This is a genomic window from Flavobacterium sp. 270, assembly GCF_004368785.1.
In the GTDB taxonomy this organism is placed as follows: domain Bacteria; phylum Bacteroidota; class Bacteroidia; order Flavobacteriales; family Flavobacteriaceae; genus Flavobacterium.
Genome location: NZ_SODM01000008.1, coordinates 81259 through 94229, shown reverse-complemented (window position 1 = coordinate 94229; position 12971 = coordinate 81259). Strand labels below are relative to the sequence as shown.

12 protein-coding genes are annotated in these 12971 nt (G+C 33.3%); 7 read left to right on the top strand and 5 right to left on the bottom strand.

Going from position 1 to position 12971, the window contains the following annotated elements:
* The first annotated feature begins 25 nt into the window (after positions 1-25).
* From EV144_RS23030 to EV144_RS23015, 4 genes are all read left to right on the top strand, one after another.
* Positions 26-1252, top strand: a complete 1227-nt coding sequence (locus EV144_RS23030) for a sensor histidine kinase (protein WP_134151495.1) — start codon at positions 26-28, stop codon at positions 1250-1252.
* 392 nt (positions 1253-1644) lie between these two features.
* Complete coding sequence (locus tag EV144_RS23025; RefSeq protein WP_134151494.1) at positions 1645-2241, top strand: TetR/AcrR family transcriptional regulator; 597 nt, start codon at positions 1645-1647, stop codon at positions 2239-2241.
* Positions 2242-2247: 6 nt separating this feature from the next.
* Complete coding sequence (locus EV144_RS23020; protein WP_134151493.1) at positions 2248-2475, top strand: hypothetical protein; 228 nt, start codon at positions 2248-2250, stop codon at positions 2473-2475.
* 20 nt (positions 2476-2495) lie between these two features.
* Positions 2496-3743 carry an MFS transporter gene (locus EV144_RS23015; protein WP_166670626.1) on the top strand — a complete coding sequence of 416 codons (1248 nt, stop codon included), beginning with the start codon at positions 2496-2498 and terminating at the stop codon, positions 3741-3743.
* Positions 3744-3861: 118 nt separating this feature from the next.
* Here the strand turns inward: EV144_RS23015 and EV144_RS23010 are convergent, their stop codons facing one another.
* From EV144_RS23010 to EV144_RS23000, 3 genes are all read right to left on the bottom strand, one after another.
* Entirely contained in the window at positions 3862-5367 is a 1506-nt protein-coding gene (locus EV144_RS23010; RefSeq protein WP_134151491.1) for a hypothetical protein, read from the bottom strand.
* Between the two features lie 50 nt (positions 5368-5417).
* Positions 5418-7199 carry a T9SS type A sorting domain-containing protein gene (locus EV144_RS23005; protein WP_243854736.1) on the bottom strand — a complete coding sequence of 594 codons (1782 nt, stop codon included), beginning with the start codon at positions 7197-7199 and terminating at the stop codon, positions 5418-5420.
* 80 nt (positions 7200-7279) lie between these two features.
* On the bottom strand, positions 7280-7480 hold the full coding sequence (locus tag EV144_RS23000; RefSeq protein WP_134151490.1) for a hypothetical protein: 201 nt from the start codon (positions 7478-7480) through the stop codon (positions 7280-7282).
* A gap of 917 nt (positions 7481-8397) precedes the next feature.
* Here EV144_RS23000 and EV144_RS22995 point away from each other — a divergent pair.
* The 3 genes from EV144_RS22995 to EV144_RS22985 all read left to right on the top strand — a co-directional run bounded on the left by EV144_RS22995 (position 8398) and on the right by EV144_RS22985 (position 11881).
* Complete coding sequence (locus EV144_RS22995; protein ID WP_134151489.1) at positions 8398-9024, top strand: ferritin-like domain-containing protein; 627 nt, start codon at positions 8398-8400, stop codon at positions 9022-9024.
* A gap of 202 nt (positions 9025-9226) precedes the next feature.
* Positions 9227-11416 (top strand): hypothetical protein, encoded by a 2190-nt coding sequence (locus EV144_RS22990; RefSeq protein WP_134151488.1) that lies wholly within the window; start codon positions 9227-9229, stop codon positions 11414-11416.
* 24 nt (positions 11417-11440) lie between these two features.
* Positions 11441-11881, top strand: coding sequence for a hypothetical protein (locus tag EV144_RS22985; protein WP_134151487.1), 441 nt, complete (start codon positions 11441-11443; stop codon positions 11879-11881).
* Between the two features lie 100 nt (positions 11882-11981).
* Here EV144_RS22985 and EV144_RS24255 read toward each other — a convergent pair whose 3' ends face one another.
* Both EV144_RS24255 and EV144_RS22980 read right to left on the bottom strand, forming a co-directional pair.
* On the bottom strand, positions 11982-12149 hold the full coding sequence (locus tag EV144_RS24255; RefSeq protein ID WP_166670625.1) for a hypothetical protein: 168 nt from the start codon (positions 12147-12149) through the stop codon (positions 11982-11984).
* Positions 12150-12179: 30 nt separating this feature from the next.
* Complete coding sequence (locus EV144_RS22980; protein ID WP_134151486.1) at positions 12180-12938, bottom strand: SDR family oxidoreductase; 759 nt, start codon at positions 12936-12938, stop codon at positions 12180-12182.
* Positions 12939-12971 lie beyond the last annotated feature (33 nt).

The following is a 12971-nucleotide window of genomic DNA, read 5'->3' as shown; positions in this document are numbered from 1 at the left end:
CATTTATATTCAATACAACACTATAATGGGAGATAGCGCAATTAAAATCTTATTGGTGGATGACAAAAAAGAAAACCTACTTTCTTTGCAAGTTATCCTGGCTGATCGTGGTTATCAGTTTGTAGAAGCAACCTCGGGAAAAGATGCTTTGCGGATTCTGTTGAAGAATCAGGATTTTGCTATTATACTTATGGATGTTCAAATGCCGTTGATGGACGGTTTTGAAACGGCTGAATTAATTCGCCAGAGCGAAAAACTCAAAAATGTTCCTATTATATTTTTGACAGCCAATATGGATAAAACCGAATATATATTCAAAGGTTATCAATCTGGCGCTGTTGATTATATGATTAAACCTTTATCGCCGGAAATTTTGCAAGCGAAGGTGATGGTTTTTACCGAATTGTTCAGAAAAAATCAGGAATTAAAAAAGAAAGAAGAAGAAACGCATGCGCTTAATGAGATTATTTTAAAAGCCAATAGTGAGCTTGCGCTTCAGAATGCAGCAATCGAAAAACACGCTGAAGAGCTGAGAAAGAAAAATATGGAGCTCGATGCTTTTACTTATATCTCGAGTCATGATCTTCAGGAACCATTAAGAAAAATTCAGACTTTTTCTAATATTCTACTTACCAACGAATATCCCAATTTATCGGAAGATGGTAAGCTTAAATTTAATAGAATTTTGTACGCAACCAATAGAATGCGGGAGCTTATCAACAGTCTTCTCACATTTTCGAGAGCAACTCTTGTTGACCGAAAATTTGAAATAATAGATTTGAGTACTATAGTTGCGGATGTAAAAGAAGCTTTGCATGAAAACCTATTAGAAAGAAATGCAGTCATTACAACTGATTTTCACGATAAAGTCAAAATAATTCCTTTTCAATTCATACAATTGATTGAGAATCTGCTTCATAATGCGATAAAATTTGCACAGCCCAATCTGCCATTGCAAATTGATATAAAAAGCCGTCTTGTTGATATTTCAGAAATTCGAATAGAAAAACTTGAAACAGAAGTTAATTACTGCCACATTAGTTTTCAGGATAACGGAATTGGTTTTGAACCGGAACATAACGAAAAAATATTTGGTGTTTTCCAGAAACTACACGGCAGAGACATTTATGAAGGAACAGGAATTGGACTTGCTATTGTGAAGAAAATTGTTGAAAATCATAATGGTTATGTAAATGCAGTAGGCGAACCCATGAAAGGTGTTACTTTTAATATTTATATACCTTGTCCATAAATTTATTTCATTAAAAATAAAAGAAGAGCGTCGTAATGATGCTCTTTTTTTTTGGATAAAACTCCCGAATTCTCCAATATTGTCCTTTTGACGAACAAGAAATCGCAAGGAGATTCCATTCTAATTTTCGACATTTTCACGCTTCCTGCAAGGTTTTCAAAACCTTGTAGGTTTCTATTTTCCATTCACTATGGTAATCAAACTTATTTATACCTGCAAGGTTTTGAAAACCTTGCAGGAACGTGTACGAAAAAAATGTTGCCGAAATAAGTAACCTTTACAGTAATGACAAGAAATACGTAAAAAACAGCGCTAAAAAAATTAACAAACAAAAAATAATAATAAAAGAACGTTCATTCATTTATTATTATATCTTTGTTAAAAATTTCGGTATGAGAATAAGAGATATTGATAAAGAAAAACTGGTAGTTGCAAATGCGATCGATCAAATTGTACAAGACGGATTTCAGGGTTTCAGTATGAATAAGCTTGCAAAGGCTTGTAATATTTCTGTAGGAACACTTTATATTTATTATGAAGACAAAGACGATTTAATTCAAAAAATAGGAAAAGAAGTTGCACTTGAATTCTTCTCAAACACAGTTAAGAATTTTTCTCCGGAAATGTCTTTTGAAGAAGGATTATGGATTCAATGGTTAAACAGGGCTGAATTTACCATGAAGTATCCTAAAAAAGTTTCTTTTTTTGAAATTATCAAACACTCGCCTCACGGAGAAATTATCTTAAATTCTACTAATGAATTTTCTGATTTTAGAAAAATCATGACGCGGTTTATTGATAAAGCTTTGGAGAATAACGAACTCATACCGCTTACATTCGAAGTTTTTTGGTCTATTGGCTACGGACCATTATACAATTTATTAAACTTTCATACTGAGGGCAGGAGTATGGGAGGAAAACCATTTACGCTTACTAAAGAAATGATGAAAGAGGCATTTCAAGCAGTTATTAAAGCTTTAAAACCATGAGAAAATATGGAAACCAATTTAAATACCATACATATTTTTAAAACAAATATTACGGAAATAAAACCAAATTGTCCTATGCGGGAAACACTTGATAATCACAGCGATGTTCAGCAATGGAGCATTGATCATGAAGATGTAGATTGTGTACTGCGTGTAGTTTCAAAATCATTAAAACCAAAAGCAATTATTACCATGATTAATGATTTCGGTCATGAATGTCAGGAATTGCTTTAATTAAAACAAATCATTACAAAATGGAAAAAACTACAGTAAAAAGCGATCCTTTTACTTTTAAACAAATAATTATTATTGCCATTCTGGCTCTTTTACAATTTACGGTTATACTAGATTTTATTATTATTTCTCCTTTGGGAGATATCTTAATGAAAACCCTTGATATGACTACAGCCAAATTTGGATTTACTGTTTCTGCTTACGCTTTTAGCGCAGGAATTTCCGGATTACTCGCAGCGGGTTTTGCAGACAAATTTGACAGAAAAAAACTCTTGATTTTCTTTTATACAGGATTTATTTTGGGTACAGCTTTTTGCGCACTGGCAACAAGTTACGAAACGCTGCTTTTTGCCAGAATCTTTACAGGACTTTTTGGCGGTGTCATTGGTTCCGTTTCTCTTGCTATTGTTACCGATTTATTTGTAATTCAGCAAAGAGGACGCGTTATGGGTTTTATACAAATGGCCTATGCAACAAGTCAGATTTTAGGAATACCTCTTGGTCTTTATTTTGCCAATAACTGGGGTTGGCATTCGGCTTTTATTATGATAGCAGTTTTAGGATTGTTGATTTTATTGGCGATATTTACCCAAATGCAGCCTATTATAAAGCATTTAGAATTACAGTCAGACAAGAATCCTTTTCTTCATCTTTGGCATACTTTGAGTGATAAAAATTACCAGATTGGTTTTGCAGCAATTGCATTACTTTCTGTGGGAGGTTTTATGTTACAGCCTTTTGGAAGTGCTTTTTTGGTAAATAATATTCATATAAGTCAGCTTCAATTGCCAATGGTGTTTTTCTTTACTGGACTTTCAGTACTTTTTATAATGCCAATAGTAGGGAAGTTAAGTGATAAAGTGAGCAAATTTAAGTTGTTTACAGCCGGCTCATTACTCTCAATAATCATGATTTTGATTTATACCAATCTTAATCCTATACCGTTATGGGAAATAGTGGTGATTAATATGATTTTGTTTATGGGGATTATGAGTCGTATGATTCCTGCTACTACATTAAATACCGGAATTCCGGAAATGAAAGATCGTGGTGCTTATATGTCTATAACTTCGTCATTACAGCAGATTGCAGGCGGAATTGCGGCAGTTTGTGCCGGATTTATCGTGCATCAGGAAACGAAAACGTCTCCACTGGAAAATTACGATGTATTAGGGTATGTAATTGCAGTTGTCTCTTTATGTTCAATATTTTTGATTTGGAGAGTAAGTAAATTAGTAAAGTCTAAAGAAGTGCTTTTGAAGGAGTAAAATCAAATTAATTATGAGTTATAAGTTATGAGTTAATTTAATATTTAACTCTTTATATGTAAAAAGAAAAACTCTCAACATTGTTGAGAGTTTTTTGTTTTTTATGAAATCACTACTTTTATTTTGCAGTTAAATTCAGAGATACTACAGAAATATTTCCAGTTCCGTCATAACGTTCTCCCCAAATTTCAATAAAATCACCCGTTTTCATCTGAACTGTACCGACAATTGGTAAGGCCAAAATTCCAGCAGAGGAGAAAAAACCTGTAGACGGTCGGCCGTATACTTTGGTATCTGTAAGCACTGTAACACCATTTTTAACTATATATAAAATTAAAGTCATATCAGCGGCAGTTCCTTGGTAAGAAACAGAACCCGCTACCTGAAAATATCTTGTTTTATTACCTCTGTAAGTTATTCGGTTATCTCCATCTTTAGTAAATCGAAATAAATTACTAGAATTGGTAGTGCCAGCAATTTTTATTCTACTTCCTGTTCCAGTACCAGTAAATGTTGTCGTTACACCAGAACCAACAGCAGCAGCAAAATTAATATCACCAGTAGAATCACTATCACCCTCTCTAGGTAAACCAGGTGCATCTACAGACCAGGCAGTGCTAAAATAATATCCCGGGTAGGTCGAAGCGGCCGCATAACCTTTTACATAACCTGTTGAATTTGAAGTTGTACCCGAAAAAACCGTACCGAATATAATTCCAGTTCCTACGGCCAGAGTTCCCAGAGTACCAGTTACATCTATGGCAACATCTGATGCATCTAAAGTGCTAAAACCACTATTTTTTTGGATTAAACCAAAAGTGCCGTAATAAGTTTCAAAAGTTCCGTTATTAGAACTCGTCCATGCTTGATTACTAAGTAATAAATTTCCAATATTAGAATATTGAATTCCATTTGCATTACCTACAAACTGAACAATATTACCAAAATACAATCCAAAGCCTGAAATATTTCCCACGCTAGTCGTCATACCGGCTATAATAACATTCTGAACCAAAAGAGAGCTTGCAGTGGCAGCTCCAGGACCTGTAAGAGCAAAAGCACTAACTCCTTGTAAGGTAAGAAATCGTATACTTCCGCCAGTATTACCCTGAAAAATGGCCGAAGCCGTTGATTTTATTACATCTTCATTTGCATCTTGTCCGGTAACGTAGGCATTATTTAAATCTATAGGAAGAGTAAAATTTACCGTTCCGTTTATTTCATATAAAGTATTGGTATTCAAAACATATTTAGTACCGCCTCCAGCTGAAAGTTCTGATGCCAAAACTGTTGCCAATACATCTGTAGATTTGATACGTTTAAAATTTAACCTTCCGCTTGCTGTACTATTAAGCGGATTCCATGTTCCGGAATAATAGTAAAATAATTTTAAATCGGTATCATAAACCAATAAACCTTCGGCAGGAGTTGCTATCGCAATTCTTTGCGCAGTAGTCATTCTTGGTGTCAATAAACCCTGTGTGGTCGATGTAATATCCAATATAGAAGTGGCATTAGGCGAAACAGTTCCAATTCCGATCTGAGCATTTGCAGTTACTATTATCAGAAAGAAAAACAGTACTGATAATCTTTTATGATTTTGGAGTGTAGATTTAGTGATCATAAGTATAGTATTAGTTTATTGTTGAATTTTTTTATTGAATCTATCGTACATTATTTCCCAGAATTGGAGATATAAACCTTTTGAGTCAGTTTTTCATTATCAGCAGTCAGGAATTCGGCTATATAAATACCGTGGCTTAAACCGCTGGTAGAAAAAGTGTAATTTAAATCCGTTGCCAGATTTTTTTTAAATAAAATAACTTTTCCGGTAATGTCATATAACGTAAATGATTTTATCGATAAACTGTTTGGATTAGAAGCTTTTAAAGTGCTGTTGGCATTATCCTGAAAAACAAAAAATTGTTTAGCAGTTTCATTATCAGAAACACCAAGAGTTTGAGCTGTAAAAGTGATTTTAAATCGGTCTGTATAAGTTCCCGGAGCAACTGTAACCAAATAAGAACCATTTTTTATATCATGATAAGATCCGTCAAGCGCATCATAAATATATACAGCCTGCGATGCGTCAAAGTTTATTGATTCGGCAATAGAAAATTTAAATGTTGTACTTTCCGTTGCTTTTACTTTTAGCGGTACTTTTTTGGTCTCATCAAAATTGATTCCCTGAATAACATAATTACTATCTTCAATCCAAAAATTAACATCACTAGGAAGATCTGTAGTCATGTTTAAAGCATCTATACCAATATCAACACCATCTGTTGCTTCTGGTACAAAGGCAAGTGCCAGTTGTCTCGTAAATTCATTGTTAATAATCGTGTTGAGTTTAAAATAAGAAAGAGGTTCAGCTTCCTCACTTTTTTCTGTAGTTTTTGCAGCATGTTTTTCAAACTGAGAAGTAACTCCTTCTTTGATAAACACGCGATGGATATTTTTAAAGGTAACAGTTCCATTGGATTTTCCATTAAGCAAAAATCCCTGACCTATAGGCGAATATCTACGTGCGATAACACTTCCTGTTGTGCCAACTCCAGAATTTACAGTACCATCCTGATTATAAGATTTAAAAGTTGGAGGCAGGTAAAGCCCTTCTGAAGTTGAATTTATTGGAGCATAAGATCCATAACCTCCTCTGTAAGCGCTAAGCAAATGAGAGTTTGTGGCTTTGTCCTGCTGCCAAAAATAAGCAATCCCACCAGTAATGGCAGCATTTGTCGCATCCAGAAGAAATGCATTTAAATGCAATGCTGACGGATATGGATTTCCTGTTAAGGTTGCATTATTAAGTCCTAATGTTACTACGATATTTCCATCATTTGGTTTTCCTCTAAAATCATATCTTTGGGCACCTCCAGGGTTGTTTGTAGTTCCCATTCCCGCGGGATCAATGGCGTCTGTTCCGCTTGTACCTTTCATTGTAAAACCTTCGCCAGGACCAAGTGCAGTGGTGCCGCCCACAAGTAACCATTGCGAATAATTGTTTGCATTTACTAATTTATAAACCCATCTGGAAGCAATAGAAAGCGGCATTGAAATACCATCTCTATCTGTTGTAGGTAAAATTACTGCCGTGGTAGAAGCTGTAGAAGTTGTTGGGCGGCTGAGCATTGTGATTCCAAAATTTTGGTTTCCAGCAGCAGCAGAAGCAATTCCCACTGGCGAACACCAATAATTATAATCATAATTATCAGACGAGCCTTCTTGATAGACAGACAAAGTTCCTAAACCAACATTGGTAGAAGTCGTAGTTGAACCCTGTAAAAGCTGCGAATTATTTCGCAAATACAAATTAGAATTTGCAGCCAGATTTACGTCTTGCTTTACAAAAAGCACCTGATTTTTTACATACATACTGGCATTAGGGCTAAAGTATATTTGAGAAACAGATTTTGTCGCACTTAATATTAAAAAGAGTAATAGAGTTTTTTTCATATTTTCATTTTTAGAATATTAACCTGTAAAATTTGCGAAAGTTCCTTTCTAATTAAGGAATTAGTAATTGTATTTGCCATTTATAATTTTCTTTTTGCTGTAATTATAAAAAAGCCAAAGAGTAGTCCGGCGACCAATAATATCCAAATTTCCTGATTGATAGAAAAAGTAGGAGTAGGATCTGGATCTCCGGGAGGAGGAGGACCGCCGCCTTGTGCAAAAGAATGTATTGGCAGATACAATAGAAAGATTAGGGCTAATCTTAACTTATCAATGTTCATGTAATTTTTTTTTAGGGGTGTATAAAAATTAAGTTGATTATTGAATGCAATTAAGAAGCAATATTTCCCGAAAAGGGAAATATTTTGGGTATTGTAAGATTTAAATAACTACTTATTTAGGTTTTTTCGTTTAATAAATCATACAATGAAAAATTGCACTTTCTTCAAAAATAATTAATAAGAAATGTTTATTTCATAAAACAAGGCACAATTAACTAAGTTTTTTCTTATAGAATAAAAACGTAAAAATAGCGACTTAAAATTGTTAAAATTTAAAAACAGATCAGTCATTTTTAAACCTGATTTATTTTTCTAAAATGCCTGTAAGGCCTTTATTTTAAGTTGTTTATGAATTTTAAAAAGTTGATAATTTTTGGAAAAGACAATAACTTTATATTTTTAAAAAATAAGAAATTTACTATGCTGGCATAATATAATAATCTCATTATTAAGTAGTTGTGTTTATTTAAGATTTGGGCTTAATTATAAAAATGTGTTTTAGCTGTAAATCCAATGACATCAAGGGTTGAAAGAAAAATCCGAAAATCAGAATTGAGGTTATTAGATTTAATTGTTTAGGGTTTTTTAGTCCAAATTCTAATTTTAAAATTTTTCAAATAAATTTAAATTGACGCTTTTAAGTTGTAAGATAAAAATTACTTTATGTATTGCATTACAAAGAGATTTTTTCTCAAATAGAAAGTTATAGGTTTTAAAATTTATTCAAAAAAAGAAATGTAGAATCAACGTTTTCAATTTTATTATGGATTACAATAATTTCAAATTAAGAGAAAATTTTGTGCTTCATCAATTAAAAATCCAAATCTTCAAATCCTATAAGTTTGATAATTAATTATGTAAGACTTTATGATGACTTGTGATATAATTTTGGAATTATAAATTTAAAAACGAAAATCATGAAAACTGCAACGAAAAATACAAAGAGTACAACAACTGCTAAAAGTAAGGCAACTACAAGTACATCAAAATCAAATAGCACAGCAAAATCTAATAGTGCTGCAAAAGTAAAAGCAAAATCTAATGCTGCCGATGGTTTAAGAGAACTATTTGTAGATTCTCTAAAAGATATTTATTGGGCAGAAAAAGCTTTGGTAAAAGCTTTACCAAAAATGGCTAAAAATGCTACATCAGAAAATCTTATTTCTGCTATTAACGATCACTTAGCTGTAACTCAAGAACAAGTTACAAGACTAGAAAAAGTATTTGCAAGCGTAGGCGAAAAAGCTGCAGCTAAAAAATGTGATGCTATGGAAGGTCTTATAAAAGAAGGTGAAGGCATTATGGAAGAAACAGAAGCTGGTCCAGTACGTGATGCAGGAATTATTGCTGCTTCTCAAAAAATTGAGCACTACGAGATTGCAACATACGGTACTTTGGCTGCATTTGCACAAACACTTGGCGAAGATGATGCTGTTCTCTTGCTTGAAAAAACTTTAGCAGAAGAAAAAGAAGCGGATACCTTGCTTACAGAAGCTGCTTACAATACAATTAATTTTGATGCTGCTGAAGAAGACGAAGCTTAAAAGTATTTCCTATTACGCTTTCTAAAAAAAGAAAGTCCAGAATTTTGCTTGTAAGATTCTGGACTTTCCTTTTTAGATTCTCTTGACAGAGAGAACCTTGTAGAATATTTTAGATTTAAATTTTATAAGCAGGGTATCAAAAATTATAAAATTTAATCTTGGTTTTGATCTAATTTTAAAATGAAATTAAATGTATTAAGAGATGAATCCGATATCTGCATGGACGATAAATGTACAGTCCGAACTAAGTACAACAGCACCAATCTTTGAAAAAAGTTTTTTAAATTTTATTGTTGAAGTAAAATGCACAGATAATTCTGTATTTATTATATGCATTTGGCCCAATAACGGACGAATAGCTTTTCGAGCAGCCTACGCTATAACTTCAACTTTTAATTTAGAAGAAATCAAAGAAAAAGAAGATTTGGTAGAAATTTCTTTATCTACCACATTAGGAACTTATAAAATGACACTTGAATTTTCAGATGCAAAAAATCCTATAGTACATTATATCACACAGTTTACGCCGTATAAACCAATTTTAATTCCGTTTTGGCCGCGTGATATAATACCGCTGACGTTAAACGGAAATATAGAAAATACAGCAGGAAAAGTTCATATACAGCAAGTTGGGGCAAGATCAGGTTTGCAGTATTTCAGCTTGACTAAACCAGTAACAGGTTCTGTATTTTATTTTCAAAATCTTTCTGCTATTAATCCATTTTTTGAAGCAACCAAAACTTCTGGCGCAGAAACGGTAGGAGGCGACTGGCCCGAATTAGGATTTCGTCTTCCAGCTGTAATAGAAGAACCGCTGCCAGATAAGCCAGTGATTTTATCAGATGCTTATGTGTTGTTGAGCAATAATATTCCAAAAGATAATTTAGAAGGAACACAGGAATTTCTAACCCATTTAGGAGCATTGTACCGTCATATTCCAAAACCAGAATTGACCTATCATAATTGGATGACTTCTGCCAAAACCGCTTTGCATGATCTTATTAATAACAAAGGCTGCTGGACTAATTCTTGCGGATTATCATATTTGAATGCCTATTTGTGCGATTATAAAACACCGCCAGAAATTATGGTGCAGCTCGCTGTAATTTTACCGCTTAGCGAATACGAAAAGTGGCTGTCTAAAGATATACCTGTAATTAACGATCTTAAAAAAGGATTGAATACCTTTTATGATAGCAATATCAAATGTATATCGCGCTGGCTTCCTGCTATGGCTGATAATCTTGATCAATCTGAAGAGCAGAAAAAAGAATACGTTATGGATTCCTGGTATCTCTATCATCCGTTGATGAATTTAAGCAGATTGGCTTTAGACGGAGATAAAAATGCTGAAAAGCTGCTTTTGGATTCTTTAGAATACGCCATTGGGGTGGCTCATTTTTTTGATTATGAATGGCCGGTTTTTTATAAAATGGATACTCTAAAAGTGATTAAAGCAGAAACTCAGCCGGGAGAAGGCGGAGAAAAAGATGTGCCCGGATCGTACGCGCATCTCATGTTGAATGTTTGGAAATTAACCAAGCAGAAACGTTATCTCAATGAAGCCGTAAAAGCATCAAAAAAATTAGAAGGTTTAGGTTTTGATTTATTTTATCAAGCCAATAACACCGCATTTGCTGCTGGGGCTTTACTAAGATTGTATAAAGAGTTTAAAGAAGAAATATACCTGCAGCTGAGTTACGTATGTCTGGCAGGAATATTAAAAAATGCACAGCTCTGGGAACCCAATTATGGATATAGTAAACATTATCACAGCTTTTTTGGTGTTTTTCCTCTTAATGATGCGCCTTACAGAGCAGCTTATGAAGAATTTGAAGTTTATACTGCTCTTTACGACTATATGAAAGAAGCATTAGGATTGAAGATTTTGGATGCTGTAAAAGTTTTATTGCCAGAATTTATTAAATATACTGTACATCGACTGCCGTATTATTTCCCGCCAATGCTTCATAAAGATGCTTTGGCCAAAGAAGTAAAAACCGGAGAAATTAATTCTACTATATGGATACCGCTGGAAGATATTTACGATGGATGGGATTTGTGTGGTAAAATTGGTCAGGAAGTGTATGGCGCTGGTCTGCCTTTCGGCATTGTTTCCAGACAATATTTTAAAATTCCAAATACTGGACTTATTGTTTTCTGTGAATATCCTTTAACCAATATTAAAAAAACAAATAATTCACTTCAATTTAAAATCATCGGAAGTGCTGATTTTACTTCTCTTGTCAAAATTATTTCAGATAAAGAAGAAATGCCGGAAATCACATTAAAAAATAAAACAGCAAAAATTGAAGCTGTACGAAGAACAAAAAAAGAAATTGATTTTCAAATAGAAGGAAACAGTACAATAAACCTAAGCTGGAAATCTTAATTATCCATTTAAATCAAAAAAAAAATGAATACATTCATACAACTATTGGTAACCACTTTTTTTGCCACTTCTGCCATGACTTTTTTTAGTTATGTAGTATCTGCAAGTTTTAGAAAATTGTACAAAGAGCCTTTATTGCTTAAATATGTTCTTGTCAGGTTAAGCATACCGCTTCCGGATAAATTACGAGAAATTTTAGCTTGGTTCATACATTACGTAATCGGTTTTATTTTTGTCTTATTTTATCACATTCTCTGGACTCGAGAAATACTTCCAGTTAGTATTTTAAGCGGTATTTTGCTTGGTGCTCTAAGTGGCATAATCGGAATTTTAAGCTGGATTGTTATGTTTAAACTAGCTCATTTTGAAGGTAAAGCATCAGATGGAGGTTATTATATTCAATTATTTATTGCACATGTTATTTTTGGATTAATGGCGATGTTTACATATACCTTTTTTGTGTGATTTAAGTGTTTATCTATAAATTAAAAAACCTCTTTAACATTGCTAAAGAGGTTTTTTGTTTTGAAGATTTATTGTTGAATGAATCGAAGTATTTATTTAATTAATAAATAGTACGATGTGCAGTATCAGGAACTTGACCAGTTGTAAATTCTTCGTCAATAGCTTCATTTTCGTTTGCGGTTTCTTCGTTGTGAGGTCTGCTGCAATTATAGGAATTTTGATTTTCTTGGATACCAAAATTCTCGTTCTGAATTTTTAAATTATTCATAATTTCTAAAATTTAAATTCATTACTATTTCTATATAAGTTGTAAATGCGGACGAACCTGCATTGTTACAATGTCACATCTTTTTGGCTGTGATAAACAGAATAAAACGCTCATAGCGATATCTTCTGCTTCCAGCATTTCTAGTTTTTCGATTTTTTTCTGTTGTGATGCTTTAGAATCAGGTTGCATATCACTGGTAACGGCGCCAGGTTCTACAAGAGAAACTTTAATTCCAAGCGGATTAATTTCTTTGCGAAGCGAAGTGCTAAAACCCCTTAGAGCCGTTTTTGTTGCAACATAAATTGTACTTTCCGGTTTACGGCTTTCGGCACTCATAGATCCGATATTTATAATATGACCCGATTTTTGAGCAGTCATTCTATCAACAGCTTCTTTAGAAAAAGTTAAATAGCCCATAATATTCGTTTCTAATATATATTGCCAATCTTCTAAATTGCCTTTTGTAACGCCTTCAGCCGATAATGCAGCATTATTGATCAGAATATCAATACCGCCTAATTTTTTATCTATTTCTTCTAATATCAATTTTACGTCTTCTTTATTGGTAATATCCGCAGGAAAACCATATAAGTCACAATCCGGAAATTTCGTTTTTATATCAGTAAAAGCATGATTAAAATCCTCTTTATCTCTTCCAAAAGTGAGCACACGCCCGCCAAGAGAAATAAGAAGATCCGCAATTGCTTTACCAATTCCGGTTGTTCCACCAGTAATTACAATACGTTTGTCTTTTATATTTTGTCCAAAATAGTTTGATAAATTTTCCATATTAAAGTTTGTTTATAGTTCAGATTTGATAAT